This window comes from Nocardioides sp. zg-1308 (assembly GCF_013155375.1).
GTDB lineage: Bacteria > Actinomycetota > Actinomycetes > Propionibacteriales > Nocardioidaceae > Nocardioides > Nocardioides renjunii.
Genome location: NZ_JABJQY010000001.1, coordinates 312,039 through 338,466 on the forward strand (window position 1 = coordinate 312,039; position 26,428 = coordinate 338,466).

The window sequence follows — 26,428 nt, forward strand, 5'->3', positions numbered from 1 at the left end:
AGAGAGAGCCATGGACACCGAGATCGCCGACATCGAGTTCAACGTGCAGACGTGGGTGCCCAGCGAGGTCGACTACGTGCGCGAGTCGCTGACGGGCGGGCAGCAGTCCGCCAACGGCACCTACTCGCGACAGGTCCGTGAGCTGCTGAAGGCCGAGACCGGGTCGGCCGAGGTGCTCCTCACCACCTCCTGCACCTCCGCGCTCGAGCTGTCGGCGATGCTCATGGACCTCGAGCCCGGCGACACGGTCATCGTGCCGTCCTTCACCTTCACCACCACCGCGCTCGCCTTCGTCCGCCAGGGCGCCCGGCTGCTGTTCTGCGACATCGAGCCGCGCACCCTCGGGCTCGACCCGCGGCACGTGGCCGAGCTGCTGGCCGACCCGGTCCACGGCCCGACCGTGCGCGCCGTGGTGGTCGTGCACTACGCCGGCATCGCCTGCGACGTCGCCGGGATCCGCGAGGCGCTCGCCGACCGCCCCGACGTGGCCCTGGTCGAGGACAACGCGCACGGCCTCTTCGGGCGCTGGCGCGGGGAGCCGCTGGGCTCGCTCGGCCGGTTCTCCACCCTCAGCTTCCACGAGACCAAGAACATCAGCTGCGGCGAGGGCGGCGCGCTGGTCCTCAACGACCCCGGCGACGTGGCACGGTCGTGGATCCACTACGACAAGGGCACGGACCGGCAGGCGTTCATGGAGGGCCAGGTCGACAAGTACTCCTGGCGCGACACCGGCTCCTCGTTCGGCCTCGCGGACCCGTTGGCGGCCATCCTGCTCGCCCAGCTCGAGGAGCGGGAGGTGATCCAGGCCCGCCGCCGCGCCGTCTTCGAGCGCTACCAGGCCGGGCTCGCCGAGCACGCCGCCGACCTCGGCCTGGTCCTGCCCGACGTGCCGGAGGACCGCGAGCCCGCCTACCACCTGTTCCACGTGCTGCTGCCCGAGGCGGAGCGGCGTGGCGAGGTCATCGCGGCGATGAAGGCCAAGGGTGTGCCGACGGCGTTCCACTACGTCCCGCTGCACGACTCCGAAGGTGGTCGCCGGTTCGCCGCCGCGCCGGGTGAGTGCCCCACCTCGACCGAGGTGAGCGCGCGGCTGCTCCGCCTGCCCTTCCACCAGGAGCTCGAGGCCGACGACTGCGAGCAGGTGGTCACGGCCCTCGTCGACGTGCTGTCGGGCCGATGAGCGACGTGGCCCCGGTCGAGCAGGCGGGCTCGTCCTCGATCGACGACCCGACCTACTGGTGGTACGCCGCGCGCAACGACCTCCTCCGCGCCGGGCTCGGCCACTGGGTGGGCCGGCCGGCGCGGGTGCTCGACGTCGGCAGCGCCGACGGGCCCAGCGCGCACTGGCTCCCGCAGAAGGGTCGGGTGGCCGTCGACCTCGACCCCCGCGGCCTGGTCGCCGGGCGCGACGCGTGCGCCTCTGCGCTGGCCCTCCCGTTCCGGGACGCGACGTTCGACCTGGTCGCCGCCTTCGACGTCGTCGAGCACTGCGAGCCCGAGTCGCAGGCGGTCGCCGAGCTCGCCCGCGTGCTCTCCCCGGGAGGGCGGCTGCTCGTCTCGGTGCCGGCCTACCAGTGGGCGTGGAGCGACCACGACGTCCGGGCCGGGCACCACCGCCGCTACACCCGACGCCGCATCGTCGCCGCGCTCGAGCGCGAGGGCCTCGAGGTGGAGCGCGTCACGCACGCCTTCGCGCTGGTGTTCCCGATGTTCGTCGCGGAGCGGCTCGTACGACGGCTGCGACCGCCGGCGCCGGGTGCCGGCCGGCTCCCGCGCCCGAGCCCGGCCGTGGACCGGCTGCTGCGGGCACTGTGCCGGCGCGAGGTGCGCCTGCTCGCGCGACGCGACCTGCCGTTCGGATCGTCGATCCTGGTCGCTGCCGTCAGGCGTCGCTGAGCGCCGAGCGCGCCCGGTGCGTGGCCACGGCCAGCAGCACCCACGCGGTGGCCTGGGCTGCCACGAACGCGGCGACGACCGTCGTGGTCGCACTGCCGGGAGCGGCCACCAGGACCGCCGCCGCGGGCACGAGCGCGAGCAGCCAGGCGAGCAGCGTCCGCTCCGGCCGGTCGTGGGCGAGCAGCACCACTCCCTGGAGGAGGGTCGCGAGCGCCAGCACCGACCCGACGGCGAGCGCCGCCGACACGCTCTGCTCGACGCGCACGTCCGGCCCGAAGACGAGGCGGACCAGCCAGGGTCCCGGACCGGCGCCCACCGCGGCCCCCACGACCACCCCCACCACGGTGGCGGCAAGGAGGGCGACCTCGACCCGCCGGAGCCGGTCGAGGCGCCGGGCGTCGACGAGCCGGGCCAGCGCACCGGTGGCCTGGGCGACCTGGCCGACCAGGACCGTGTAGGGCGCTCGGTAGAGCGCGAGCGCGGCGAAGAGCACCGTGACGTCGGTCGGCGACCCGCCGAGCACCGCCAGGAGGACCGGGCCGCCGGTCAGCACGGCCTGCGCCACCACCTGGGCGCCCGCCGCGCTGCCGAGGAAGGCGCTCGCGCGTCCGGCGTCACCGACGCCGGCCGCGTCCGGGTGCTGGTCCGGCAGCACCCGCCACGCGGAGACCCACCCGGCGCACGCGGCATAGCCCAGCACCAGTGCCGCGCCGTAGGCCGCGGGGTCGTCCACGTCGAGCACCACCAGCCCGAGCGCCGCGACGCAGCGCACGAGGTTCTCGGCCACGAGCAGGGCGCCGACCGCGGCGAAGCGGCGCCGTGCCGCCAGCAGGCCGCGCACCACGCCCATGCCGGCCGCGCCGGCCGTCACGAGCGCGACGAGCAGGGCGAAGCGCCCGTCACCGCCGAACAACGGCTCCCGCAGCAGCCACGCCCCCGCCCCGGTGACCACCACGACCACGGCCACGAGTCGGGCCGGCGTCCCCCGCGCGGCGCGGACGGCACCCTCCCCCGCCACCGCGGCGGTGCGGGTGATCCAGTGCTGCACGGGGAAGGTCAGCCCGGCGGCCGCGAAGCCCCACCACGACCACAGCACCGCGACGGGGGCGGCGGCCTCCGCGCCCAGCCCGCGGGTGCTAGCCGCGAAGAAGACGTAGGCCAGCACGCCCGACAGCACCGAGCCGGCGGCCAGGCCCGACGCGGCCCGCGACCTGGAGGACGGGCTGGTCGGTGACATCGCGGGAAGTCTCCCAGACGCGCCACCCCCGGGGACGGACGCGCCCGCCCGGTCGCAGCGCCTAGGGTGGCGCCATGCGCAGAACCACCGACGTACGCCGTCTCGTCGCCCTCGTCGCCGGCGCAGTGCTGACGATCACGGCCGCCCCGGCGCCCGCCCAGCTGCCCGAGGACGAGGCACCTCGCGCGGCAGCCGCCTCCGACGACGCGGTCGAGTCGGTCCTTGCCATCTCGATCGACGGCCTCAACCCCGACGCGCTCGACAGGCTCGGCCGGGCCGGCACCCCGCACCTCCACGCGCTGCGTGACTCGGGCGCCTCGACCTTCAACGCGCGGACCGAGCGCGAGCTGACGATCACCCTGCCCAACCACACCGGCATGGTCACGGGCCGACGCGTCGAGGCCTCGACGGGCGGGCACGGCGTGCGGTGGAACGACGACCGGCGCCGACCCGCCACGGTGCAGGCGGCCGCCGGGGGCCCCGTGGCGTCGGTGTGGACCGAGGTCCACGCGGCGGGCGGCTCCACGGCGCTGTTCGCGAGCAAGACCAAGTTCTCGCTCTGGAAGCGCAGCTGGCCGCTGAGCATCGACACCACCCGGATCAAGCTCGACAACGCCCTGCTGGCCCGGTCCGTGCAGCGCGACCTGCGCACCACCGAGCGCGACTTCCGCTTCGTCCACCTGTCGCTGCCCGACTCGGTCGGCCACGACGCCGGCTTCATGTCCAAGCCCTACCTCCGGGCGGTCAGGCGGGTCGACGCCCTCGTCGGCGGGATCGTCGGGGCCGTCACCTCCGACCCCGAGCTCGCGGCCGGCACGGTGGTCATCGTCACGAGCGACCACGGCGGCCTGGGCGACGGCCACTCCGAGGCCGGCAAGCTGCACAACTACCGGGTCCCGTTCCTGGTGAGCGGCCCGGGTGTGGCCGCCGGCACGGACCTCTACGAGCTGAACCCCGACTACCTCGACCCCGGCGCCGGCCGCACGACGTACGCCGACGAGCGCCAGCCGGTGCGCAACGGCGCCCTGGCCAACCTCGCGCTCGACCTGCTGGACCTCGGCGCCGTCCCCGGCAGCGAGCACAACTCCGCGCTCGATCTCGACGTCTCACCGACCGAATGACCCACCACCGCCCGGACGGCCCGGCGGACCGAGGAGGCACCCGATGTCCCTGCTGAGGCACTTGTCCGCGGCTGTTGCGCTGGCCCTCGCGTCGTCCCTGGCGCTGACGACCGCGGCGACCGGATCCGCGTCGGCGCGCGCCGCCGAGCCCGCGCTCCCCGACCCCGCTGCGGCCGCCGAGGTGGGCTGGCCGCCGGCGCCACCCGCGCAGCTGGTGATCGACACCCAGGGCCAGCCCATCGACCGCGAGGACTACGTCGCGGGCACGGTGGCGCTCGACGGCGTCACCCACCCCACCGAGGTCCGCGGACGCGGGAACTCGACGTGGAGCTGGGCCAAGAAGCCCTACAAGCTCAAGCTGGAGGACGACGCCGCGCTGGTCGGCACGGAGGCCTTCGACGAGTGGGTCCTGCTCGCCGGCTACGGGGACCGCAGCGCCCTGCGCACCGCCGCGGCGTTCGCCGTCGCCGCCCAGACCCGGCTGGCGTGGACCCCGCGGTTCCGCTTCGTCGACGTCGTGCTCAACGGCCAGTCGCAGGGCCTCTACATGCTGACCGAGCAGGTGGAGGAGGGCAGCGGGCGCGTCGACCTGCCCGACGACGGCTTCCTGCTGGAGTTCAACAAGCGCTACCTGCGCGACGGCGAGCCGGGCTTCCGGACCCGGCGCGGGTCGTCCATCGCGTTCAAGGACCCCGACGAGGTCACCAAGCAGCAGCGCCGCACCGTACGGCGCGGGGTGACGCGGTTCGAGAAGATCCTCTACGGCCCGTCCTTCGCCGACCCCGAGCGCGGCTACGCCGCCCACGTCAACGTCAAGAAGCTCATCGACTGGTACCTCGTCGAGGAGCTGTTCGCCAACCAGGACTCCAACTTCCAGTCGAGCGTGCACATGAGCTGGGTGCCCGGCAGGCGCTTCGTCTTCGGGCCCGTCTGGGACTTCGACCTCAGCGCTGGCACGAAGTGGAAGGCGAGCAGCTCGCCCGAGGCGTGGTACACCCGCACCGGGCAGCACTGGGTCGCGCGCATGCTGCAGGACCCGTCGTTCTCGCGTCGGGTCAAGAGCCGCTGGGCGAGGCTGCGCCCCGCCGTGGAGCAGGTCGTCGCGCAGCTGCCGGCGGCCGGCGAGTCCTTGGGTGAGGTCGCCGACGTCGACTGGGAGCGGTGGCACGCCGACGGCGCCGACCTCGAGTGGACCCGGCACGCCCCGACGCGCCGCGGCGAGGTCGCCTTCCTCGGCGAGTGGCTGACCAAGCGGGTGCGGTGGCTCAGCCGCAACGAGGTGCGCCTCGGCGACGCCCGGCTGGCGACCCAGGAGCGGGCGCGCACCGTGTGGGTGCCGGTCGAGCTGCAGAGCGCCCCGAGCGCCGCGGTCGAGGTGTCGTGGGCGCTGACCGCGCTGCGGGCCGAGGCCGGGGTCGACTTCGTCGACGCCGACGGCAGGATCACCTTCGCGCCCGGGCAGGTGCAGCGCTACATCCCCGTGCAGGTCCTGGACGACGACGTCACCGAGGGGCGCGAGCTCATCCACGTGGAGATCACCGGCGCCACCGACGGCGTGGTGGTCGGCTCCCCGTCGGCCGGGGTCGTCGCCATCGCGCCCTCCAAGCGCTGAGGGCTCACCGGCGGCTCACCGGACCGCCCGGGCCTCCCTCGGGAGCGGCCAGGGGTTGAGCCGGCAACCGCCGGTGCCCAGCGACTGCTGCATCATCACCGGCGCCCGGCGCCCGCGGGCGGGGCACGACGCGTGGCCGCGGCCGAGCCAGTGCCCGGTCTCGTGGTTGAGGACCATGTGGCGGTAGTCGCGCCGCGAGCGCCCCGCCGCGTTCCACGCGGGTGACGCGGTCCGCCACCGCAGCTGGTTGACGATCACGTGCCGCCCGACGCGGCACGACCACTGGGCGGAGCAGGCGGACGAGAAGGACGGCACCGCCCGGGCGGCGGCGAGCACGAGCGTGAAGTCGCCGCCGCGGCGCACCCGGTGGAACCGGACGCCCGCCGCCCGCCAGCCGCGCCGGTCGTCGAAGGTCTCCTGCGCCTGGCGCCGGAAGACCTTCATCGAGCTGGTGACCCGCCCCCGCGTGGTGACGGAGTACGTCACCCGGCGGCGTACGGGCTCCGCTGCGCGGGCTGCGGGTCCGGTCCTGTCCTGCGGGGCGCTCGTACGCCGGTGCTCGCGCGCGTCCGCCTCGCCGGCCCCGGCGGGTGCCGCGAGCAGCGCGGGTGCCAGCACGGCGAGGACGGCGAGCAGGCGGACGACCCGGGACATGACGGGAGCCTAGGTCTTCTTCGAGTGCCGGCTCCAGATGTCGTCGAAGTGGGCGACGTAGGCGTCGTGCACCCGAGCCCGCGGGATCATCACCACCACCTCGTCGTTGAGGAGGGACACGTCGGACCAGTTCTCCGAGCCCGTCCAGACGGCTCGCGTCGCCGAGCCGTCCCACGTGCCGTCGACCGACATCCACTTCTCGTGGACGAAGTGCTCCCAGCCGGAGTCCTCGAAGCCGGTCGCGACGTCGCCGTCGACGTCGAGGGAGGCGCTGCGGACGCGGACACCGGCCCGGAGCAGCGTCTCCACGACCTCGGGGCAGGCGGCGCTCACCAGGGCCTGGACCCGGCACCCTTGCTGGCTCAGCCGGGCCACGCGCCGGGCGAGGTCGAGGCCGCGGTGCCCCTGCCACCCGTACATCCCGATCCGGACCACTGTCCGACCGGCGTGCCCAGTCCCCGGAAGGGCGTGGCAGCCGACCCGGGCCAGGCGGGCGGCGACGACGTCGCTGTCCGGCGTCGTCGACGGCCCCGGGGCGATGCTCGTCGTGACGTCCCCGTGCGCCACCTGCACCCCCGGCGTCGCGACCGTGCGGTCGGCCGCCAGCTCGTCGAAGACGCGGGCGTAGTCGTCGTACAGCTGCTGGCTGCCGGTGAAGGTGACCAGGTCGTTCCAGTGGACCCCGGCGGAGTAGCCGGTGAGGTTGGCCGACCCGAGCATCACCACGTGCTCGTCGTCGCCGCTGGCGGAGAAGAGGTACATCTTCATGTGCTGGTTGCCGCGGTCGCCGAGCCGGCAGCTGGCGTGGCAGACCTTGACGAAGCTCGGGACCGGCTCATGGTCCCCGCTGCGCGTGCGGCAGGCACCGCGGCTGGAGTCGGCGTCCGCGCCCAGGAGTCGCCGCAGGCGACGTGACGACGGGGAGACGGCGTTGTCGTTGAGGACCACCTGCACGCTCACCTGACGCCGGGTGCACGCCCGCGCGAGGGCGTGGGCGATGTCGGGCCGGTCGAAGCTGTAGGCCGCCATCCGGATCGCGCCGTGGCGCGGTGTGGCGTCGACCGCCCGCCGGATGTGGTCGGCGATGCGGTTCTGCGCCTCCTCGTCGCCGGTCGGGTCGTTGAAGATGACGGAGGCCATCGGGGGCGCGGCCTGCGCCGCCACCTGGCTGCCGACCGCGCCGCCCATCGCGGCGGCGGGCTGTGACGACGCGGCGGGCGCGCGCCCGATGACCTCGCTGAGCGCGGGGGTCACGACCACCGTCGCGAGGCTGAGGAGCATCGTTCCCGTCAGGAGAATGGTGTGCATCTCGATCACCCGATCCCGATCGGCGGGACCCTCCCGCCTCATGGATCGACCGTCGCGCCGGGGCGGCTCCGGGCACCCGAGCCCGGGGTCTCGCTCCGGTGGGACTCCCCCGCGTACGTCCGGGACGCCGACTCCTCTTCCGGTCGCCGACGGACCGTCGCGTCGTCGAGGTCCCGGTGCCCGCGTCAGCGCAGGGACCGCGGACCCAGGCACCCGGGACGGCGGTGAGGCATGCCGCCGGTGTGCGTCGTTGGCCTGCGGCGGGTCGCGGTGGTGCCCCAGACTGGCGGCCGCACCGTGGCGAGGGGGTCGCATGAAGGTGGTGGCCATGTCGGCCCGGATCGTGGCCTCCGCCGTGGGCGCGCTGGTCGTCGTGCCCGTCACGGTCCTCCTCCTCCTCGAGGGGGAGGTGGCGGGGTCGTGGACGTGGCTGCCGCTCTGCGTGGTCCTGGTCGCGGGCCTCAGCGGGTGCATCGCCACGGGCCTGTGGTGGCCGCACAGGCGGATGCGCGTGCTGGCGGGAGTCGTCGCGTTCGCCTGGGCGACGGTGGCGCTGAGCGTCGCGTTCTGGCCGATGGTCGCGACCCGCGCCGAGGTGCGGGCGGCCTTCGACCGGGTCGACTACGGCGGCGGCATCGGCGATCCGACCATCTTCGAGCTGGGCCCGGCATGGTGCGCGCCCGGCTTCACGAGCGTGCTCGGGTGCCCCCGGATGTCCGTGGACTACCTGGTCGACGAGGGCGGCGGCGCCGACGTGCTGCGGGCCCTGGAGGAGGCCGGCTTCGATCGAGTCGGGGAGCCGCGGCAGCGGGAGATCGAGGGCTTCGACTTCCCCGGGTCGAGGTCGGCCGCTCTCGGCACACGACACTGGCTCGTGGGCGACGGAGTGCGGGTCGAGGTGACGATCCTCAGCGAGCGGGAGCACGCCGGACCCGTGCCGGGCCCGGACAACGCCACGATGTTCGTCCCTACGAGCACGGAGCGGGTGAGCCTGGAGCTCAGCGATGCGGAGAACTCCGCCCGCCTGGAGATCCCGGACGACCTCGGCTTCTGGTCACCCCACGCACCGCTCGACGAGCTGCAGCCGCCCGCGGGGTGGTGAGGGCGGTGTGGGTGTCTGGGCTGCTTGATGCCGGGTCGGGATGTGCTGACGGCGCGACGATTGTGCCGGACGAGTTTCGCTCCGGTCGACCTTGCGCCGGCGCACTGGCTGTGGTTATCGGCCTGATTGCCCGGGGCGGGTAGTGGGACGTCCGCGGATGGCGGTCCTGCCAGCGACCTGGGGCCTGGAGCGCGCTCAGCAGCGGCAGACATGCCTGTGGCCCCGCCGTGGTCAGGTCGGCGGGGTGTGGGGCGGGGTCATGGTCGGTCGGGCGGGTCGGCCCCAGCATCGGCGCCACTGATCCGGGTGGTGCCGGTGCGGTCGCGTCGGTAACGGTGGCCGTGGGGGCTGGTCCACTCGTAGACCCCCGGCGCGGTCACCTCGTTGCGCCAGCCGGTGTGGGTCTTGAGGCGGTGGTGCCGGCGGCACTCGGGTGCGAGGTTCGAGGACACGGTCGCCCCCGGCTGGGGACGGCCCTGGGGGTTGGCGTCGTGGTCGTAGGGGACGACGTGGTCGAGGTCGCAGCCCCGGGCGGGTCGGGTGCACCACGGGAACACGCAGGTGCGGTCGCGGAGGATGACCTGTTCGCGGATCCGGTCGGGGATGTCGTAGCCGGGTGCGGTGAGCTCGGTGGTGAGGTCGATGACCGGCTTGACGGTGATCTTGGTGCGGGAGTCTGCGCACCAGTCCTTGACCTGCTCGAGCAGGACCAGTCGCTGGCCCTCCTCGAGGCGGCCGGTGGGACCGAACACGGTGTCCGGCCCGTCGAGGCTGGCGAGGCTGGCCGGGAAGTGGGCGTGCAGCACCACCTCACGAGCAACCGGTAGACCGTCCTCGCTCCTGGCGGCGCTCGAGCCTTGGGCGTGGAGGTCGAGCGCGGTCTGGGTGCGGGCCAGGTCGCCCAGCGTTTGCGAGCGACGGGAATCCAACGGTGCGACCCATCCCAACGCCGCGAGCGTCTCGGCTCCGTGGGCGAGGGCTCGGTCGAGGTCGAGGGCGTCGGCGATGTCGAGCTCGGCCTCGAACCGCATGGTGCCGGCGTAGTGCACGTCCTCGGAGTGGAGGGTCGCGTGGCGCGGGTCGACGTGCTGCCAGCCGTCCTCCGGATCACTCGTGGGGTCGTGGGCGTCGAGGTGGTGGCGCTTGATCGTCTCCGCGACCAGCCGGTCGAGCTGCGCGGGTCGGATGCGTCCGGCGACGGCGGCGACCTGGGTGTCGACCCACCGCGCTGCCTCGACCGTGAGGGACGGGGTGGCGTGGATGGTGGCTTCCGCGACGGTCCGGGCGCGCCAAGCCGGCACCTGCCCGGCCTGGACCTGCGCCCACAGCCGCGGGAGCCGGTGCCGCAGCTCGAGCGCATGGCCGATGAGCCGCTTCGCCGACGTCGACGAGATGCCAATCACGGTGCCGAGCTCGGCGACGCAGAACTCCGCCACCGCCGGACAACCCTCACCGGCGATGGGCTCCTCGTGCTCGAGGCCGTAACGGCCGCCGTCGCTGAACACCGCAGCGGTGTGGATCGACTCCGGCGGATGCAGGTCGGCCCACCGGGCGGCCACCTCCAATAGGTCCGCTGCCGCGCGGTCCTCAGCGGCCTTCCGGTTGCGGGCGAGTGCAAGCAGCGCCGAGGCGGAAAGGTCCTCGACCTCTGCTCCGGGTGCCGCTGCCAGCGTCTCGATCATGTGTTCGATTCTACGGCGGACCACCGACAACGGACGGTGCTCCGCACAACTCTTTGGAGGGGTCTCGATACGCCTCGCTCGTCCCTCGCTCGGCTACTCGACCACCGAACAACCCCGGCTACTCGACCACCGAGGGAGCGGGGGTCTCGATACGCCTCGTTCCTCAGCTACTCGACCACCGAAGACCTACTGCCACTCGACCGGCAAGGAAGAGGTTTCAAGCACCGACAGACCTCGACTACCCGACCACCGACCCAACCCCCGACCTCACGCCCAGAGCTGGCCGTCGAGCCGGTCCTCGGCCTCGTCGACGGTGCCCTCGTAGGCCCCGGTGGAGAGGTACTTCCAGCCGCCGTCGCAGACCACGAAGGCGATGTCGGCGCGCTCGCCGGCCTTGATCGCCTTCGCCGCCTGGCCGAGCGCGGCGTGGAGGATCGCGCCGGTGGAGATGCCGGCGAAGATGCCCTCGAGCTCGAGGAGCTCGCGCACCCGGCGCACGGCGTCGCGCGGTCCGACCGAGAAGCGGGAGTCGATGAGCGAGGCGTCGTAGAGCTCGGGGACGAAGCCCTCGTCGAGGTTGCGCAGGCCGTAGACGAGCTCGCCGTAGCGCGGCTCCGCGGCCACGATGCGTACGTCGAGCTTGGCGCGCCGGAAGTAGCGCGAGACGCCCATGAGGGTGCCGGTGGTGCCGAGGCCGGCCACGAAGTGCGTGATCCCGGGGAGGTCGGCGAGCAGCTCGGGGCCGGTGCCCTCCTCGTGCGCGAGCGCGTTGGCCTCGTTGCCGTACTGGTAGAGCATCACCCAGTCGGGGTGCTCGCTCGCGACCTGCTTGGCGACGCGCACGGCCTCGTTGGAGCCGCCGGCGGCGGGCGACGACACGATCTCGGCGCCCCACATGCGCAGCAGCTGACGCCGCTCCTCGGACGTGTTCTCGGGCATCACGCAGACGATGCGGTAGCCCTTGAGCTTGGCCGCCATGGCGAGCGAGATCCCGGTGTTGCCGCTCGTCGGCTCGAGGATGGTGCAGCCGGGCCGGAGCGTGCCGTCCTTCTCCGCCTGCTCGATCATCTTCAGGGCCGGGCGGTCCTTGATGGAGCCGGTGGGGTTGCGGTCCTCCAGCTTGGCCCAGAGCCGGACATCGGGGCTGGGTGAGAGCCGCGGCAGCCCCACGAGGGGGGTGCCGCCGACCGACTCGAGCAGGCTGTCGAAGCGCATGCCGCCAAGCATGACATCCACCGATCGGTGGATGGCCGCGAGCGCTGGTTGCCCGATGTGCGAGACGTCGCGGCCCGCGAGGCTGGAGCCATGATCTCGATCTCCCACCTGCGCAAGACCTACGGCGACACGGTCGCCGTCGACGACGTCTCCCTCGAGGTCGCCGAGGGCGAGGTGCTGGGCGTCCTCGGTCCCAACGGAGCCGGCAAGACCACGACCGTCGAGTGCCTCGCGGGCCTGCGCGTCCCCGACTCCGGCACCGTGCGGGTCGGCGGTCTCGACCCGCTCACCGACCGCGACGAGCTCACCCGTCTCCTCGGCGTGCAGCTCCAGGATTGCCGGCTGCAGCCCAAGATCACCGTGGACGAGGCGCTGCGCCTCTGGTCCGCGTTGTACGACGACCCGCTCCCGTGGCGCGACCTGATCGGCAGGCTCGGGCTCGAGGAGCAGCTCCGCACGAGGTTCCGCGACCTGAGCGGCGGGCAGCAGCAGCGCCTCTCCATCGCGCTGGCCCTCGTCGGGCGTCCACGCGTGGTGATCCTCGACGAGCTCAGCACCGGCCTGGACCCGCGGGCCCGGCGCGACGTGTGGCAGATCGTGCGCGACCTCCGCGCCGACGGCGTCACCATCCTGCTCGTCACGCACTCGATGGAGGAGGCCCAGCAGCTCTGCGACCGCATCGCCATCATCGACGGCGGCCGGATCAGGGCCCTCGACACCCCCGACGCCCTGATCGCGGGAGCGACCGCCGCCACCGTCACCTCGTTCACCACCGACGAGCCGGTCGACCTCGAGTCCCTGCGCGACCTCACGTCGGTCTCCGCGGTCCGCGCCGAGTCCGACCGCATCGTCGTGGAGGGACGCGACGGCGCCGCGCTCGAGGTGCTCGAGCGCCTGGGCCGGCAGCAGGTGACGCCGCACGGCCTGCGCGTCGTCGACGGGACCCTCGACACCGCCTACCTCCAGCTCACCGACACCCGCGAGGAGACACCCGCATGAGCACCTCCACACCGGCCCCGTCACCCGCGACGGCGCCCGCCGCGCGTACGTCCCCCACGGCAGCCGTCGTCCGCACCGAGGCGCGGCTGTTCGGCCGCGAGCTCGGCTCGCTGTTCTGGATCCTGCTCTTCCCGACGATCCTGCTGCTCATCATCGGGCTGGTGCCGGACTACCGCACCCCCGAGGCGGACCTCGGCGGGCAGCGCGTCATCGACCTCTACGCCTCGGTCTGCGTGATCCTGGCGATGATCATGGCCTCGATCATGGCGATGCCGCCCGTGATCGCGGGCTACCGCGAGAGCGGCGTGCTGCGGCGGATGCGCACCACGCCGATGCACCCGGCGTCCCTGCTCGGCGCCCAGGTCGGGCTGCACGCCGGAGCGGTGCTGGTCTCGATCGTGCTGGCGCTCGCCGGTGCGCGCCTCGTCTACGACGTGCCCCTGCCCCGCGACGTCCTCGGGTACGCCGTGAGCCTCGTGCTGGCCACCGCCGCCGCGTTCTCGATCGGCGCGGTCGTCACGGCCGTGTCGGCCAACACGCGCGTGGTGCAGACCGTCGGCACCATCGTCTTCTTCCCGATGATGTTCACCTCCGGCGTCTGGCTGCCGGTGCAGGGAATGGGCGGGTGGTTGCACGACGTCGTGACCGCCACCCCGCTCGGCGCGGCGGCGGAGGCGCTCAACGACTCCCTCGTCGGCCGGACACCGGACCTCGCCGACCTCGCGGTGATGCTCGCCTGGACCGCCGTGCTGTCGCTCGTGGCCGTGCGCCGGTTCCGGTGGGAGTGACATGGGTGAGATGGCCAGTCCGGGCTGCCAAGATGTCGCCATGAGCGAGGAGCGCTGGCTGCGGTGGCTGCCCTTCGGCCTCCTGGGCATGGCCAGCGCGGTCGCCGCCATCGCGTCCCCGGCCCTCGGCGACGCGGCCGCGGACGTCCCCCCGACGCTCGCGGTCGCGGCCGTCACCGCCGTCTGGATGCTCGTGACGCCGAGCCCCGGTCCGCTCAACTACGCCGGCCGTACGGCGCTCGCGTTCGTCCTGTGCTGGCTCAACCCGCTCTTCGCGATCTTCGGGTTCTTCGGGTTCATCGACGCCTGGGAGGCGCTCAGCAGGCGCTGGGTCCACGTCGGGGTCGGCGTCGTGGCGATCACGCAGGCCGGCGCCCAGTCGGGTGGGCTGCCCCCGGAGAGCGCCGGCCAGGCCCTGCTCTTCGTCGTGCTCGTCGTCGTCAACGGCGGCCTCGCGAGCGGCTTCATGAAGATGGGCCTGCGCACCGAGGAGCGCAACGCCGCGCTCGAGCGGCTCAACGCCGACCTCGAGCAGGCGCTCGTGGCCAACGACGTGCTGCAGCAGCAGCTGATCGCGCAGGCCCGCGCCACCGGCGTCCAGGAGGAGCGGGCGCGGCTCGCGCGCGAGATCCACGACACGATCGCCCAGAGCCTCGCCGGCATCGTCACCCAGCTCGAGGCCTCCGTCGGCGGCGAGCGGCAGGAGCGGGCGCTCGCCCTGGCCCGCGAGGCCCTCGCCGAGGCCCGGCGCTCCATGCTCGACCTCTCCCCCGCCGACCTCGACGGGGCGACCCTCCCCGAGGCGCTCGACGGTGTCGTCGCCGCGTGGTCGGCGGACCAGTCCGTGCGCGCCGACGTCGTGGTCACCGGAGAGCCGGTGCCGCTGCACCCCGAGGTGGAGGCGACCGTGCTGCGCATCGCGCAGGAGTCGCTCGCCAACGTCGCCAAGCACGCCGGCGCGCAGCGGGTGGGCGTGACGCTGTCCTACGACGGCGACGAGGTGGTGCTCGACGTGCGCGACGACGGGGCCGGCTTCGACCTCGGCGCGCCGACCCGCCCCAGCTCCTTCGGCCTGCGCGGCATGCGCCAGCGCGCGGCACGGCTGGCCGGCGACCTCACCCTGGAGTCCCGGCCCGGTGGCGGCACGGCCGTCTCGGCGCGGCTGCCGGCCCTCGCCCGGGAGGCGGCGTGAGCGTGCGGATCGTCGTCGTGGACGACCACCCGGTAGTGCGCGACGGCGTCCGCAGCATGCTGGCCGGCGTGACCGGCTTCGACGTGGTCGGCGAGGCCGCCAGCGGGCCGGAGGCCGTCGAGGTCGTCATGGCGACCGACCCGGACGTCGTCGTCATGGACCTGCGGATGCCCGGGGGCGGCGGCGTCGACGCCGTACGGGCCCTGCGCGAGCGCGGCTCGCGTGCCGCGGTGCTGGTGCTGACGACGTACGACACCGACTCCGACACCGTCGCGGCGATCGAGGCGGGCGCCACGGGCTACCTGCTGAAGGACACCCCTGCCGGGACCCTCTTCGACGCCGTCCGGGCGACGGCCGCCGGCGAGACGGTGCTGTCACCGGCCGTCGCGGCGCGGCTCGCCTCCCACGTGCGCCGACCGGCCACGTCGGGCGCGCTCAGCGCCCGTGAGCGCGAGGTGCTCGGGCTGGTGGCGCGGGGCCGCTCCAACCGGGTGATCGCCGAGGAGCTCTTCGTGAGCGAGGCGACGGTCAAGACGCACCTCGTGCACGTCTACGAGAAGCTCGGCGTCAGCGACCGCGCCGCCGCGGTGGCGACGGCTTACGAGCGCGGGATCCTCGGCTGACCCGGACGGGTCAGCAGCCGCCCGCGACGGCGGGGAGCACGACGACCTGGTCGCCGTCGGAGAGCTCGGCCTCGAGGCCGCCGATGAAGCGGACGTCCTCGTCGTTGATGTAGACGTTGACGAAGCGGCGCAGGTCGATGGAGCCGGACTTGTCCTCGACGAGGCGGTCCTTGATGCCCGGGTGGTTGCCCTCGAGGTCGTCGATGAGCTCGGCCAGGCTGGCGCCGGCGCCCTCGACGGCCTTGGCGCCGTCGGTGTAGGTGCGCAGGATGGTGGGGATCCGGACCTCGATGGCCATCAGGCTGTGCTCGCTTCCTGGTGCTCGGGTGTCGGGGTGATCGTGACGTCCTCTTCGGTCACGACACCGTCGACGATTCTGTAGGACCTGAACTCCACCGGGCCGTCACTATTCCCGTGCTCGCGTGTGCTGACGAGCACGTAGTGGGCGTTCGGCTCGCCGGCGAGGCCGATGTCGGTGCGGCTCGGGTAGGCCTCGGTGGCGGTGTGGGAGTGGTAGACGACGACCGGCTCCTCGTCGCGCGCGTCCATCTCCTTGTAGAGCGCGAGCAGCTCGCCGGAGTCGAACTCGTAGAACGTCGGGCTGCCGGCGGCGTTGACCATCGGGATGAACCGCTCCGCCCGGTCGCTGCCCTCGGGACCCGCGACGACGCCGCACGCCTCGTCGGGGTGGTCGCGCTTGGCGTGCGCCACGATGGCGTCGTACGTCTCCTGGGCGATGGTCAGCACGGGCCAAGGGTAGGTCGCCCACCGATGCCGACGCTCCACGTCTCAGCACATAGCCTTGACGTCGAGAGAGCTCGTGCACGGGGGAAGGATCCGATGTCGCTGCGTGAGGTGCCGCCGCCACTGACCCGCCGCGGCATACCCCTCGAGCGCGACCTGCGGGTCCTGGCGCTCGGCTCCTTCGCCAACCGCTTCGGCGCCGGCGCCGTGATGACGACCAGCGCCCTCTACTTCACCCGCCAGGTCGGCTTCTCGGCCGCGGAGGTCGCCCTCGCGCTGTCGGTGGCGGCGATCGTCGGGATCGTGGTGCAGGTCCCCGCCGGCCACCTCGGCGACAGCCGCGGTCCGCGCCGGGTGCTGACCATCTGCATGACCGGAGCCGCCCTCACCAGTGCTCTGCCCGTGCTGGCGCGGACGCCGTGGCAGCTCGCCCTGCTGCTGGGCCTGCTGGCGCTGTTCGAGCGCTCGGCGGGATCGGTGCAGCAGGGAGTCATCGCCCAGCTCGCCACGGGTGGGCGGGGCGTGCTGTTCAAGGCCTACCTCCGCGCGGTGACCAACACCGCGATCGGCCTGGGCTCGGTGTTCGGCGGTGCCGCGCTGGTGATCGACGAGTCGTGGGCCTACGTCTCCGTCTTCGTGCTCAACGCGCTCTTCACCGGCTTCGCGGCGTGGAACTCCACGCGCCTGCCCGACCTGCCGGCCTACGTGCGGGTCGAGGGCGAGCCGCGGCTCGCCGTGCTGCGCGACTGGCCGTACGTCGTCGTGGTGGCCGTGACCGGGCTGTTCTCGCTGCACTTCTTCGTCATGGAGCTCGGGCTGGCGCTCTACATCTCCGAGCGGACGTCGGCCCCGCCCGTCATGGTGGCCGTCCTCCTCGTGGTGAACACCGCGTGCGTCGCGCTCTTCCAGGTGCGCCTCTCCCGCCGCGCCGACTCCGTCGAGGCGGGCGCCCGCGCGCTGGTGCGGGGCGCGGTGTGGATCGCCGCGGGCTTCGCGATCGTGGCGCTGGCCGACCGCGGCGACGCCACCTTCGCCGTCGTCGTGCTCGTCATCGGCTCGCTGGTCCACGTCGTCGGCGAGATGATCGGCTCCGGCGGACAGTGGGGCCTGCAGATGGGGCTCGCGCCGCACGAGCGCCAGGGCCAGTACCAGGGCTTCGCCGGCCTCGGCTTCAGCGTCATCGCCGTGGTCGGGCCGCCGGTCGTCACGCTGCTGTGCGTCGAGATGGGCGAGACGGGCTGGCTGGTCCTGGCCGCCCTGATGCTCGCCATCGCGCTGGTCTCGGTGCCGGTCTCGCGCTGGGCGCTGGCCTCACGCGAGCGCTACGGCGTGCTGACCCACTCCGGCTGAGCCCGACCGGTCAGCCGGTCAGGCGCGGATCGCGGCCGGGATCCCGTCGGAGAAGACCTCGGGCGTCGCCGGGAACGACTCCGAGACGCCGAGCGAGTGCCGGACGGCCGACCACGCCGCCGCGCAGGCGTCGAGGAGGTCGTCCTCCCCGAAGCCCGCGCCGCGGAACCACGGCGGCGCGACGATGCCGTGCGCGGCCAGCGCCTCGCGGCGGGCTCGTACGCCGTCCGCGTCCTTCTTGCGGGCCAGCACCGGTGCCCCGGCCATCCGCGCGAAGCTCACCTCTGGGTGCACCTCCACGACCTCCACGCCGGGCCGCGAGCGCACCCACGCGTCCACCTGCAGGACCTTCTCGCGCAGGGCGTACGCCTGCGCGCTGACGCTGGTGCGTCCGTCGGTCGCCGCGAGGTTGGCCGCGCGGCCCTCCTCGTAGGTCGCGGCCTCGAGCGCCGCCCGCACCGGGGTGGAGAAGAGTGACGAGGACTTGCCGACCAGCACCCGGCGCGCCTCGGCGTCGGCCTGCCGGCCGCCGGTGTCCGGCAGGCCGATCGGGATGTCGATGGCGACCACGGACACCGCGTGCAGCTCGCGCACGAGGGCGACGAGCTCGGCGATCGTGCGTCCGACGAAGACCGACGCCCGGCGGTCGACGTCGAGCACGACCCCCACCCAGCCGCCGGGGCAGGCGTCGACGCCGAGCACGGGCTCGTCGGGTGCGAGGACCGGTGGCGGCTCGACCTCGTCCTGACCGGCGGGCGCGACGAACCGGGCCTCCCGCTCCCCGCTCAGCGCCGCGTCGATCCGGGCGAGCATCACCTCCGGCATCGGCGGCAGGCTGCCGATGGGCCACCACCGCACGTCGGTCGACTCGTCGTCGGCGACGTGGGCCTCGCCGTCGAGCCAGGTGCAGGCGAAGGTGAGGTCGAGGTAGGTCGCCCGGTCACCGTTGACGTGCAGGATCTCGCCGTGGACGGCGGTCGAGGCCAGCCGGTCGACCCGGATCGTGACGCCGGCCTCCTCCATCGCCTCGCGGGCGGCGGCGACGGCGGGTTCCTCCCCCGGGTCCGGGATCCCGGTCACGGGCCCCCAGGCGCCGTTGTCGGAGCGCTTGACCAGCAGCAGCTCGTCGCCGCGCCGGACGACAGCGGTGACGCCGGGCAGCCACAGCGGGTCGTGGCCGATCTTCTCGCGGATCGCGAGGACGAAGTCGGGGACGGGACTCACCCGGCGCTCACCCGGCGCTCACCGCTCGCCCATGAGGGCCTCGACCACGGTCTCCTGGAGGTAGCCCACCCACTCGTAGATGTCGTGCGCCTGGGCGCGCGGGTCGTCGTCGGGCAGCGTGTGCCAGTAGTGCTCGTCGCCGGCCTCCACGCCGAGCCGGGTGGCGAGGGCGAGCCGGATGTCGGTGAAGGCCCGCATCCACGTCTCGGCCTCGTCGGGGGTGAGCTCCACGTCGATGACGAGCCCGTCCTCGTCGAGCTCGGGCGGCAGCCCGGCGTCCTCGAGCGTGTCGATGACCAGCCCGGACGCGGCCGCCTTGCCGTCGCGGAGGCCGCCCTCGGTGAAGCGGCGGAAGTCCGCGGCCGCCTCCTCGTCCTCGGGGTAGGCGGTGGGGAACAGGCGCGCCAGGACCGGGTCCTCCGGGATCGTCGTGGCGCCGGAGAACTCGACCATCAGGGCGTCGAAGGCGTCCGCGCTCGGCCCTGCCGGCTCGGCCCGCTCGTTGCGGAGCAGCTCCACCATCTGCGAGGCCAGCGAGCGCAGCAGGTCGGCCTCGAAGCCGGTGAAGGTGGCGATGACCCGGTCCGAGCGGCGGTGCCGCTCGAAGCCGCTCACGAGGCCTTCTCCATCGTGGCCCACAGGCCGTACTCGTGCATGGCCTGCACGTCGCGCTCCATCTCCTCGCGGGTGCCGGTCGACACGACCGACCTGCCGTCGTTGTGCACCTCCAGCATGAGCTTCTCGGCCTTGGCCTTGTCGTAGCCGAAGTACTTCTGGAAGACGTAGGAGACGTAGGACATGAGGTTGACCGGGTCGTCCCAGACGAGGGTCACCCACGGCTTGGCCAGGAAGGTGATCTCGTCGGGGGTCAGGGTCGGCTCGACCTCTACGGGACTGGCGGCTGACACGTGGCCCATGGTGGCACAGTGTGCGTCGTGACGAGCTCCCCCCGTACGTCAGCGGCGCTGCTGACCGACCACTACGAGCTGACCATGGTCCAGGCCGCTCGCCAGGCCGGCACGGCCGACCGGAGGGCGGTGTTCGAGCTGTTCCCGCGGCGGCTGCCGCAGGGCCGCCGCTACGGCGTCGTGGCCGGCGTCGGGCGGGCGCTGGACGCCCTCGAGGCGTTCCGGTTCGACCCCGCCACGGTGGCCGCGCTGGACGGCGTCGTCGACCCCGGCATGCTCGAGTGGCTGGCCTCCTACCGCTTCTCGGGCGACGTCTGGGGCTACGCCGAGGGCGAGGCCTACTTCCCCTACTCCCCCCTGCTCGTGGTCGAGGGCACCTTCGCCGAGGCGGTGCTGCTCGAGACGGTGCTGCTGTCCATCTACAACCACGACTCGGCCATCGCCTCCGCCGCCTCGCGGATGGTCGTCGCCGCAGGCGAGCGCCCGTGCATCGAGATGGGCTCGCGGCGCACCCACGAGGAGGCGGCGGTCGCGGCGGCGCGGGCGGCGTACGTCGCGGGGTTCGAGGCCACCAGCAACCTCGCCGCGCGGGCGCGCCACGGCGTGCCGTCGACCGGCACGGCGGCGCACTCGTTCACGCTGCTCCACGACGCCGAGGCCGACGCCTTCCGCGCGCAGGTGCAGAGCCTCGGCGTCGGCACCACGCTGCTCGTCGACACCTACGACGTCACCGAGGCCGTACGGCTGGCGGTCGAGGTGGCCGGCACCGGCCTCGGCGCGGTCCGGCTCGACTCCGGCGACCTGGGCGAGTTGGCCCGCGAGGTCCGTGCGCAGCTCGACGGCCTCGGCGCGACCGGCACCCGCATCGTGGTGACCAGCGACCTCGACGAGCACGCGATCGCCAGCCTCGCGTCGGCGCCCGTCGACGCCTACGGCGTGGGCACCCAGCTGGTGACGGGCTCCGGGCACCCCACCTGCGGCTTCGTCTACAAGCTCGTCGCCCGCGAGGGCGACGACGGCGAGCTGGTCTCGGTGGCGAAGAAGTCGACCGACAAGCAGTCGATCGGCGGCCGCAAGTACGCCCTGCGCCGCCGCAGCGCCGCGGGCGTCGCCGAGGCCGAGGTGGTCGGCATCGGCTCGCCGCCCGAGGACGACGGCGACGACCGCCCGCTGCTCGTCCCTCTCGTCGAGCGCGGCGAGGTCGTCGGGCGGACGACGCTCGAGGAGGCCCGCGCGCGCCACCGCAGCTCGCTCGCGGAGCTGCCGCGGGAGGTCACGATGATGTCGGCCGGCGAGGCCGCCATCCCCACGGTGCACCTCGGTCCCTGAACGCACCCGCCGTGACCTCTCGCCAGGTCCGGCGCAATTGCAGTGCCGCTCGGGCTCCCCGGCTGCCATCATCGGTGGATGGGCCAGCCTGCGCCCCGCGCGCCCCGACCTCGCGCCGCACCGGACGAGAGCGTCCCCGGCGGTCTCGTCGGGCGTGAGGCGGAGCTCGGCGCGCTGGCCGCCGTCCTGGACCGCGAGCCGGCCACCACGCGTGCCCTCGTGCTCGAGGGCGAGCCGGGGGTGGGCAAGACCAGCCTGTGGGAGCACGGACTGGCGTGCGCCCGCGAGCGTGGCATGCGGGTGCTGTGCGCGCGGGCCAGCGAGTCGGAGACCGGCCTGCCGCTCGCCGGTGTCATCGACCTCCTCGACGAGGTCGGCGCCGAGGAGCTGGCCGGCATCCCCTCGCCCCAGCTCCAGGCGCTCGAGGTGGCGCTCTACCGGGCGGAGCCCGGCGACCAGCCGCCCACCGACCAGGTGGTGGCGCTGGCCCTCCTCTCCGCCCTGCGCGCGCTCGCCGTGCAGCAGCCCCTGGTCGTGGCGGTCGACGACCTGCAGTGGCTCGACCCCTCGTCGCAGGCCGCCCTCGCCTACGCCTCCCGGCGGCTGACGGAGGACGTCACGGTGCTGCTCTCCCGGCGCCCGGGACCGCGTACGCCGCTCGAGCGGGCGTTCGCCGAGGACCGGCTCGAGCACCTGGTGGTGGGCACGACCAGCCTGGGCGGCACGCGGCAGATCCTCGCGCGGCGGCTGGACCTCCGGCTGCCCCACCACCTGCTGCGCCGGGTCTACGACACCACCACGGGCAACCCGCTCTTCGTGCTCGAGGTCGGTCGGATGATGACGACCGTCGACCTCGACCAGATCGGCGAGGACCTGCCGGTGCCCGACGCCGTCGAGGACGCCCTCGGCCTCCGGGTGGCCGACCTCGACCCCGTCCCCGCCCGGGTCCTCCTCGCGCTCGCCCTCGACGCTGACCTGCGCGTGGCCCACGCCCGCGCGCTCGCCGGTCCGGACGCCGTCGAGTGCGCGGTCGCCGCCGGCGTCGTCCGGGCGGACGGCGAGCGCCTCCGACCGGCCCACCCCCTCCTGGCGGAGGCCGCCCGGCGCTCCGCGTCGAGCACCGAGGTCCGCCTGCTGCACCGCGACCTCGCGGACGTGGTCGCCGATGAGCAACGGCGCACCCTCCACCTGGCGCTCGCCGCCACGGAGCCGGACGCGGACCTGGCCGAGCGCCTCGACGCCGCCGTCGACCGCGCGGCCGCGCGCGGTGCGACCAGGCTTGCCGTCGACCTGGCCACGCACGCCCTGCGGTTGACCCCGGACGGCGTCGAGGACACCGCGCGGGTGATGCGGCTGGCCCGGCTGCTCCACGCGGCGGGCGAGAAGCAACGGCTGACGCACCTCCTCGAGCCCCGCGCCGCCTCGCTGCCAGAGCCCGCCGACCGGGTGCGCGCACACATCCTCCTCACCGGCGGCGTGGTCCGCGACAACGGCGACATCGTGCTCCTCCTGCAGCGGGCCCTCGACGAGGCGGCGGACGACGCCGGGCTGCGCCTGCGGGTGCTGTGCCACCTGGCGGAGAACGAGGCGGTGATCGAGGTGCGCGACGTGGCGACGGCCGACGCGCGCGCCACCGAGGCGGTCGCCGCCGCCGGCGAGCTGTCGCGCGGCGCCCAGCGGCTCGCGCTCTACACGCAGGCGTGGACCGCGGTGCTGCGCGGACGTCCCGTCGCGGACCTGGTGGATCGCTTCGAGGGACTGATGCACGAGCAGGTCTACCTCGCCCGCACACCCTTCCGCGTGGCCGGGCAGCAGCACGTCTGGCGCGGCGAGCTCGGCCTGGCGGCCGCCCGCTTCGAGGCGTTCCGGCTGCTCGCCGACGACCGCGCCGAGCCGCAGCCTTACGCGCTGGCCCGGCTGCACCTCTGCGAGCTCGACCTGCGCGCGGGAGCCTGGGACGCGGCCGAGGAGCGGCTCGACGAGTGGGCGGCCTCGACCGACAGCAGCCTGCTGCACTGGCCGATGTACGAGCGGTGCCGGGCCCTGCTGCTCGCCGGGCGCGGCGACGCGGCCGGCGCCCGCGACTGGGCCGAGCGGGCGGTCACCGAGGCCGAGACGCTGGGGATCCGCTGGGACTGGCTGGAGGCCACGCGCGCGCTCGGGGTCGCCGCGCTGCTCGACCACCACCCCGACCAGGCGGTCACCCACCTGCGGACCGTGTGGGACCACACCCTCCGCGAGGGCGTGCTCGACCCGGGGACCTTCCCCGCGGCCCCCGACCTGGTCGAGGCGCTGGCCGAGATCGGCAACGTCGAGGAGGCCGGCGGGGTCGTCCGGGTCCTGACCGAGGCGGACCGGGCGCAGGACCACGCCTGGGCCCGGCTCGCGGCCGCCCGCGGCGGCGCCACGGTCGCCCTCGCCGGCCGGTGGTCCGACGCAGACGCCGACGCCCTGGCGGCGACAGCGACGGCGTACGCCGGCCTCGGGCTGGCCGCCGACGCCGCCCGCACCTGGCTGGCGCTCGGCCGCGCGCAGCGACGAGCGCGCAAGTGGGGGTCCGCCGCCGACTCGCTGGAGTGCGCGGTCGCGATGTTCGAGGCGCAGGGAGCGCCCGGCTGGGCGGCCGCCGCGCGCGCCGAGCTCGAGCGCGTCGGCGCGCGGCGTCCGAGCGCGGCGGGCCGGCTCACCACGACCGAGCGCCGCGTCGCCGACCTGGCCGTGCAGGGCCTGGCCAACAAGGAGATCGCCCGCACCCTCGTGGTCACCGTCAGCACCGTGGAGTTCCACCTCCGCAACGCCTACACCAAGCTCGGGATCCGCTCGCGGATGGAGCTCGCGCCCCGCCTGCAGGAGCTCGACCGCATCCCCACCTGACCGCCGCCGCGACGCCTCAGGGAGGTGCCCCCGACTGTCAACTGGGGTTTGCCCTCGGGTCATTTCCTCGGGTTCCCACCAGTTTCGACACCCCCTCCCGGGCGAGCACCGTGGTGGTCATGGCCGAGTACCTCGTCGAGCTCTACGTCGCACAGGGCGACCACGTCGCAGCGCAGCACCACGTCGCGCTGGCGGAGCAGGCCGGCGCCGACCTTGCCCGAGAGGGGCGAGCGGTGCGCTTCCTGCGGTCGATCTTCGTCCCCGAGGACGACACGTGCTTCCTGCTCTACGAGGCGGACTCGGCCGCCCTGGTCACCGAGGCGGTGGGGCGGGCCGGACTCCGGCTCGAGCACGTCTCGGCGGCCACCACGTCCGTCGCCGGCGCACACGAGTCGTCGGCCGACACCACGAAAGGAACCAGCATGACCAGCACCACCAGCAGCACCACCAGCAGCACCACCAGCGGCACCGGCCCCGACCTGAAGGAGCTGCGCGACAAGCAGCAGAAGGTCTGGAGCAGCGGCGACTACAACAAGATCGCCGCCCTGACCGTCCCGGTCTCCGAGCACCTCGTCGACCACGTGGGCGTCGGTCCCACCGATCGCGTGCTCGACGTGGCGACCGGCACGGGCCATGTGGCCCTTGCCGCCGCCCGGCGCTCGGCCGAGTCCGTCGGCATCGACTACGTCCCGGCGCTCCTCGACATCGCCCGGCGGCGCGCCGAGGCGGAGGACCTGGTCGTCGAGCTCGCCGAGGCCGACGCCGAGCACCTGCCGTACGACGACGCCTCCTTCGACGTCGTCCTGTCCGCCATCGGCGTCATGTTCGCCGCCGACCACGACGCCGCGGGCCGCGAGCTCGTCCGCGTGACGCGTCCCGGTGGCCGGATCGGCCTGGCCAGCTGGACGCCCGAGGGCTTCGTCGGGGGCATGCTCCGCACCGTCGGCGCGCACGTGTCCCCGCCTCCGGGGGCGCAGCCCGCCACCCGGTGGGGCACCGAGGAGGTCGTCGCAGGCCTGCTCGGCGAGGGCGTCACCGACGTGAGCTCGGTGACGGCAACCGTGCGGCAGCGCTTCACCGACGCCGCCGAGTTCGCGGACCTGTTCCTCACCTGGTACGGACCCACGTACGCAGCGGCGGGCCGGCTGGACGACGAGGGGCGCGCCGCGCTCCGCGCCGACCTGGTCGCGCTCGCCGAGTCCCACGACCGCGGGGAGGGAGGCGGCCTGGTCTGTGACTGGGAGTACCGCATCGTCACGGCCACGCGCCGCTGACGCCGTGGACAGGGATGCTCCCCGGGGCACACCGACCAGGCCCACAGGGTCGCGGTCAGGAGCAGCCCTCTCACCGCGAGGTGGGAGGGCTGCTCCGCCCCCGCTCCCGGCTAGGCTCACGGGATGGCACGAGCACTGATCGTGGTCGACGTCCAGAACGACTTCTGCGAGGGCGGGTCGCTCCCGGTGACGGGTGGTGCGCGCGTGGCCGCCGATATCGGCGAGCTGTTGCACCGCTGGTCCTCCGGCGCGGTAGGCCCGCCCTACGACGTCGTGGTCGCCACCAAGGACCACCACGTCGACCCGGGAGCGCACTGGTCGGTGAAGCCCGACTTCGTCGCGTCGTGGCCGGTCCACTGCAAGGTGGGCACCGACGGCGCCGGCTTCCACCCCAACCTCGACCCGCAGCCCTTCGACGAGGTGTTCTACAAGGGTGAGCACGCCGCCGCCTACTCCGGCTTCGAGGGACGTACGGCGTCGGGCGAGGCGCTCACCGACTGGCTCCGGTCCCGCGACGTGTCCCACGTGGACGTGTGCGGGATCGCGACCGACCACTGCGTCCGCGCCACGGCGCTCGACAGCGCGGCGGCGGGCTTCACGACGCGCGTGCTGACGGCTCTGTGCGCCGGGGTCGCCGAGGAGTCCACGGCCGCGGCGGTCGCCGAGATGGCCGGCGCCGGCATCGAGATCGCCTGACGCCGGGCAGTCCTCGCTCAGCCCTGGCCGCACCACTTCTCGGTGACGGTGCGCAGCACCTTCACCGTCCGGGCGGTCCCGCGGCCGAGGGCGGTGAGCTGCTTGGACGCCATCACCTTCGACGTGTGGATGTCGCCGTCCAGCAGGACGTAGGCCGCGCGCCCGTCGACGACCACGGTCTCGCCCTCGTGCTCGAGGGCGTGTGCCGCCTCGACCGCCTCCGCGCCCGGCGGCGCCGCGTAGAGGGTGACGTAGTGCTGCCCGGCCGGGTCGTGCTCGACGTGCAGCTCCTCGGCCCTCGCGGTGAGCGCCGCCAGCTCGGTGGTCGTGAAGACGACCGTCGGCACCTCGAACCCGGCCGCGTCGGCGTACGCCGCCTCGAGCGCCGCCTGCACCTTCGCGACGGATCGCGCGGGGTGGGTCAGCCGGACGTTGCCGGTGTTGATGTAGGTCTCCACGTCGGACCCGCCGGCCGCCTCGGTCGCGGCCCTGATGGCGTCCTTGGGGAACTTCCGCGTCCGGCCGAGGTTGATGGCGCGCAGGAACGCGACATAGGTGGGCATGGACACATCATGCCCGGCGCGGCGGCCGCTGGCGACG

25 protein-coding genes are annotated in these 26,428 nt (G+C 73.9%); 14 read left to right on the plus strand and 11 right to left on the minus strand.

Translation table 11 applies throughout. From position 1 onward, the window contains the following. The first annotated feature begins 10 nt into the window (after positions 1-10). Together rffA and HN031_RS01505 are read left to right on the plus strand one after the other, a co-directional pair. Positions 11-1,180: a dTDP-4-amino-4,6-dideoxygalactose transaminase gene (gene rffA, locus HN031_RS01500; protein ID WP_172265277.1), complete on the plus strand. Its 1,170-nt coding sequence runs from the start codon at positions 11-13 to the stop codon at positions 1,178-1,180. Then, on the plus strand, positions 1,177-1,896 hold the full coding sequence (locus HN031_RS01505; RefSeq protein ID WP_172265280.1) for a bifunctional 2-polyprenyl-6-hydroxyphenol methylase/3-demethylubiquinol 3-O-methyltransferase UbiG: 720 nt from the start codon (positions 1,177-1,179) through the stop codon (positions 1,894-1,896). The genes rffA and HN031_RS01505 overlap by 4 nt, the downstream gene beginning before the upstream one ends. On the opposite strand, the gene HN031_RS01510 is transcribed toward HN031_RS01505, so the two are convergent. After that, positions 1,883-3,133 carry a hypothetical protein gene (locus tag HN031_RS01510; protein ID WP_172265283.1) on the minus strand — a complete coding sequence of 417 codons (1,251 nt, stop codon included), beginning with the start codon at positions 3,131-3,133 and terminating at the stop codon, positions 1,883-1,885. The genes HN031_RS01505 and HN031_RS01510 overlap by 14 nt on opposite strands. Positions 3,134-3,207: 74 nt before the next feature. Here HN031_RS01510 and HN031_RS01515 point away from each other — a divergent pair, with 74 nt between their 5' ends. Together HN031_RS01515 and HN031_RS01520 are read left to right on the plus strand one after the other, a co-directional pair. Next, positions 3,208-4,254 carry an alkaline phosphatase family protein gene (locus tag HN031_RS01515; RefSeq protein ID WP_172265286.1) on the plus strand — a complete coding sequence of 349 codons (1,047 nt, stop codon included), beginning with the start codon at positions 3,208-3,210 and terminating at the stop codon, positions 4,252-4,254. A 43-nt stretch (positions 4,255-4,297) separates the two neighbouring features. Beyond that, positions 4,298-5,866 (plus strand): CotH kinase family protein, encoded by a 1,569-nt coding sequence (locus tag HN031_RS01520; protein WP_172265289.1) that lies wholly within the window; start codon positions 4,298-4,300, stop codon positions 5,864-5,866. Between the two features lie 15 nt (positions 5,867-5,881). Here the strand turns inward: HN031_RS01520 and HN031_RS01525 are convergent, their stop codons facing one another. Beyond that, positions 5,882-6,520 (minus strand): DUF3152 domain-containing protein, encoded by a 639-nt coding sequence (locus tag HN031_RS01525; protein ID WP_172265292.1) that lies wholly within the window; start codon positions 6,518-6,520, stop codon positions 5,882-5,884. Positions 6,521-6,529: 9 nt separating this feature from the next. After that, positions 6,530-7,828 (minus strand): phosphatidylserine/phosphatidylglycerophosphate/cardiolipin synthase family protein, encoded by a 1,299-nt coding sequence (locus HN031_RS01530; protein ID WP_172265297.1) that lies wholly within the window; start codon positions 7,826-7,828, stop codon positions 6,530-6,532. A 313-nt stretch (positions 7,829-8,141) separates the two neighbouring features. Here HN031_RS01530 and HN031_RS01535 point away from each other — a divergent pair, with 313 nt between their 5' ends. Then, positions 8,142-8,930 (plus strand): hypothetical protein, encoded by a 789-nt coding sequence (locus HN031_RS01535; protein ID WP_172265300.1) that lies wholly within the window; start codon positions 8,142-8,144, stop codon positions 8,928-8,930. A gap of 257 nt (positions 8,931-9,187) precedes the next feature. On the opposite strand, the gene HN031_RS01540 is transcribed toward HN031_RS01535, so the two are convergent. Next, a complete protein-coding gene (locus tag HN031_RS01540) occupies positions 9,188-10,612 on the minus strand; it encodes an HNH endonuclease signature motif containing protein (RefSeq protein WP_172265303.1) in 1,425 nt (474 codons plus the stop codon). 267 nt (positions 10,613-10,879) lie between these two features. Further along, entirely contained in the window at positions 10,880-11,827 is a 948-nt protein-coding gene (locus HN031_RS01545) for a PLP-dependent cysteine synthase family protein (RefSeq protein ID WP_172265306.1), read from the minus strand. Between the two features lie 90 nt (positions 11,828-11,917). Between HN031_RS01545 and HN031_RS01550 the strand changes: the two genes are divergently transcribed. The 4 genes from HN031_RS01550 to HN031_RS01565 are packed head-to-tail and all read left to right on the plus strand — an operon-like array spanning position 11,918 to position 15,429. Next, positions 11,918-12,826, plus strand: a complete 909-nt coding sequence (locus HN031_RS01550) for an ABC transporter ATP-binding protein (RefSeq protein ID WP_172265309.1) — start codon at positions 11,918-11,920, stop codon at positions 12,824-12,826. Continuing rightward, entirely contained in the window at positions 12,823-13,614 is a 792-nt protein-coding gene (locus HN031_RS01555) for an ABC transporter permease (protein ID WP_172265312.1), read from the plus strand. The genes HN031_RS01550 and HN031_RS01555 overlap by 4 nt, the downstream gene beginning before the upstream one ends. A gap of 40 nt (positions 13,615-13,654) precedes the next feature. Next, on the plus strand, positions 13,655-14,806 hold the full coding sequence (locus tag HN031_RS01560; RefSeq protein ID WP_216651967.1) for a sensor histidine kinase: 1,152 nt from the start codon (positions 13,655-13,657) through the stop codon (positions 14,804-14,806). Continuing rightward, positions 14,803-15,429, plus strand: coding sequence for a response regulator transcription factor (locus HN031_RS01565; protein ID WP_322422855.1), 627 nt, complete (start codon positions 14,803-14,805; stop codon positions 15,427-15,429). The genes HN031_RS01560 and HN031_RS01565 overlap by 4 nt, the downstream gene beginning before the upstream one ends. Before the next feature lie 10 nt (positions 15,430-15,439). On the opposite strand, the gene HN031_RS01570 is transcribed toward HN031_RS01565, so the two are convergent. Together HN031_RS01570 and HN031_RS01575 are read right to left on the minus strand one after the other, a co-directional pair. Further along, entirely contained in the window at positions 15,440-15,727 is a 288-nt protein-coding gene (locus HN031_RS01570) for a MoaD/ThiS family protein (RefSeq protein ID WP_172265315.1), read from the minus strand. Then, a complete protein-coding gene (locus HN031_RS01575) occupies positions 15,727-16,176 on the minus strand; it encodes a M67 family metallopeptidase (RefSeq protein WP_172265318.1) in 450 nt (149 codons plus the stop codon). The genes HN031_RS01570 and HN031_RS01575 overlap by 1 nt, the downstream gene beginning before the upstream one ends. 93 nt (positions 16,177-16,269) lie before the next feature. Between HN031_RS01575 and HN031_RS01580 the strand changes: the two genes are divergently transcribed. After that, positions 16,270-17,523 carry an MFS transporter gene (locus tag HN031_RS01580; RefSeq protein WP_172265321.1) on the plus strand — a complete coding sequence of 418 codons (1,254 nt, stop codon included), beginning with the start codon at positions 16,270-16,272 and terminating at the stop codon, positions 17,521-17,523. Between the two features lie 18 nt (positions 17,524-17,541). Here HN031_RS01580 and HN031_RS01585 read toward each other — a convergent pair whose 3' ends face one another. From HN031_RS01585 to clpS, 3 genes are read right to left on the minus strand one after another with little or no spacing between them, the layout of a single operon-like run. Then, a complete protein-coding gene (locus tag HN031_RS01585; RefSeq protein WP_172265324.1) occupies positions 17,542-18,747 on the minus strand; it encodes a DUF429 domain-containing protein in 1,206 nt (401 codons plus the stop codon). Between the two features lie 18 nt (positions 18,748-18,765). Continuing rightward, positions 18,766-19,362 carry a DUF2017 domain-containing protein gene (locus HN031_RS01590; RefSeq protein ID WP_172265327.1) on the minus strand — a complete coding sequence of 199 codons (597 nt, stop codon included), beginning with the start codon at positions 19,360-19,362 and terminating at the stop codon, positions 18,766-18,768. Further along, a complete protein-coding gene (gene clpS / locus HN031_RS01595) occupies positions 19,359-19,664 on the minus strand; it encodes an ATP-dependent Clp protease adapter ClpS (protein WP_172265330.1) in 306 nt (101 codons plus the stop codon). The genes HN031_RS01590 and clpS overlap by 4 nt, the downstream gene beginning before the upstream one ends. Positions 19,665-19,682: 18 nt before the next feature. Between clpS and HN031_RS01600 the strand changes: the two genes are divergently transcribed. The 4 genes from HN031_RS01600 to HN031_RS01615 all read left to right on the plus strand — a co-directional run bounded on the left by HN031_RS01600 (position 19,683) and on the right by HN031_RS01615 (position 25,828). Next, complete coding sequence (locus tag HN031_RS01600) at positions 19,683-20,984, plus strand: nicotinate phosphoribosyltransferase (protein WP_172265333.1); 1,302 nt, start codon at positions 19,683-19,685, stop codon at positions 20,982-20,984. Positions 20,985-21,062: 78 nt separating this feature from the next. Next, positions 21,063-23,858 carry a LuxR family transcriptional regulator gene (locus HN031_RS01605; protein ID WP_172265336.1) on the plus strand — a complete coding sequence of 932 codons (2,796 nt, stop codon included), beginning with the start codon at positions 21,063-21,065 and terminating at the stop codon, positions 23,856-23,858. Positions 23,859-23,977: 119 nt separating this feature from the next. After that, the gene (locus tag HN031_RS01610; RefSeq protein WP_216651968.1) at positions 23,978-25,132 is read left to right on the plus strand and encodes a methyltransferase domain-containing protein; all 1,155 of its coding nucleotides are present in this window, start codon (positions 23,978-23,980) and stop codon (positions 25,130-25,132) included. A gap of 123 nt (positions 25,133-25,255) precedes the next feature. Next, positions 25,256-25,828 carry an isochorismatase family protein gene (locus HN031_RS01615; protein WP_172265339.1) on the plus strand — a complete coding sequence of 191 codons (573 nt, stop codon included), beginning with the start codon at positions 25,256-25,258 and terminating at the stop codon, positions 25,826-25,828. Between the two features lie 17 nt (positions 25,829-25,845). On the opposite strand, the gene HN031_RS01620 is transcribed toward HN031_RS01615, so the two are convergent. Then, a complete protein-coding gene (locus HN031_RS01620) occupies positions 25,846-26,391 on the minus strand; it encodes a DUF1697 domain-containing protein (RefSeq protein WP_172265342.1) in 546 nt (181 codons plus the stop codon). Positions 26,392-26,428: the final 37 nt, after the last annotated feature.

Coding starts and splice junctions, on each gene's coding strand:
- HN031_RS01525 (WP_172265292.1), bottom strand. CDS start 6,520: ATGTCCCGGGTCGTCCGCCTGCTCGCCGTCCTCGCCGTGCTGGCACCC.
- HN031_RS01560 (WP_216651967.1), top strand. CDS start 13,655: ATGAGCGAGGAGCGCTGGCTGCGGTGGCTGCCCTTCGGCCTCCTGGGC.
- HN031_RS01545 (WP_172265306.1), bottom strand. CDS start 11,827: ATGCGCTTCGACAGCCTGCTCGAGTCGGTCGGCGGCACCCCCCTCGTG.
- HN031_RS01530 (WP_172265297.1), bottom strand. CDS start 7,828: ATGCACACCATTCTCCTGACGGGAACGATGCTCCTCAGCCTCGCGACG.
- HN031_RS01550 (WP_172265309.1), top strand. CDS start 11,918: ATGATCTCGATCTCCCACCTGCGCAAGACCTACGGCGACACGGTCGCC.
- rffA (WP_172265277.1), top strand. CDS start 11: ATGGACACCGAGATCGCCGACATCGAGTTCAACGTGCAGACGTGGGTG.
- HN031_RS01510 (WP_172265283.1), bottom strand. CDS start 3,133: ATGTCACCGACCAGCCCGTCCTCCAGGTCGCGGGCCGCGTCGGGCCTG.
- HN031_RS01555 (WP_172265312.1), top strand. CDS start 12,823: ATGAGCACCTCCACACCGGCCCCGTCACCCGCGACGGCGCCCGCCGCG.
- HN031_RS01535 (WP_172265300.1), top strand. CDS start 8,142: ATGAAGGTGGTGGCCATGTCGGCCCGGATCGTGGCCTCCGCCGTGGGC.
- HN031_RS01505 (WP_172265280.1), top strand. CDS start 1,177: ATGAGCGACGTGGCCCCGGTCGAGCAGGCGGGCTCGTCCTCGATCGAC.
- HN031_RS01580 (WP_172265321.1), top strand. CDS start 16,270: ATGTCGCTGCGTGAGGTGCCGCCGCCACTGACCCGCCGCGGCATACCC.
- HN031_RS01515 (WP_172265286.1), top strand. CDS start 3,208: ATGCGCAGAACCACCGACGTACGCCGTCTCGTCGCCCTCGTCGCCGGC.
- HN031_RS01605 (WP_172265336.1), top strand. CDS start 21,063: ATGGGCCAGCCTGCGCCCCGCGCGCCCCGACCTCGCGCCGCACCGGAC.
- HN031_RS01570 (WP_172265315.1), bottom strand. CDS start 15,727: ATGGCCATCGAGGTCCGGATCCCCACCATCCTGCGCACCTACACCGAC.
- HN031_RS01620 (WP_172265342.1), bottom strand. CDS start 26,391: ATGCCCACCTATGTCGCGTTCCTGCGCGCCATCAACCTCGGCCGGACG.
- HN031_RS01610 (WP_216651968.1), top strand. CDS start 23,978: ATGGCCGAGTACCTCGTCGAGCTCTACGTCGCACAGGGCGACCACGTC.
- clpS (WP_172265330.1), bottom strand. CDS start 19,664: ATGGGCCACGTGTCAGCCGCCAGTCCCGTAGAGGTCGAGCCGACCCTG.
- HN031_RS01615 (WP_172265339.1), top strand. CDS start 25,256: ATGGCACGAGCACTGATCGTGGTCGACGTCCAGAACGACTTCTGCGAG.
- HN031_RS01540 (WP_172265303.1), bottom strand. CDS start 10,612: ATGATCGAGACGCTGGCAGCGGCACCCGGAGCAGAGGTCGAGGACCTT.
- HN031_RS01520 (WP_172265289.1), top strand. CDS start 4,298: ATGTCCCTGCTGAGGCACTTGTCCGCGGCTGTTGCGCTGGCCCTCGCG.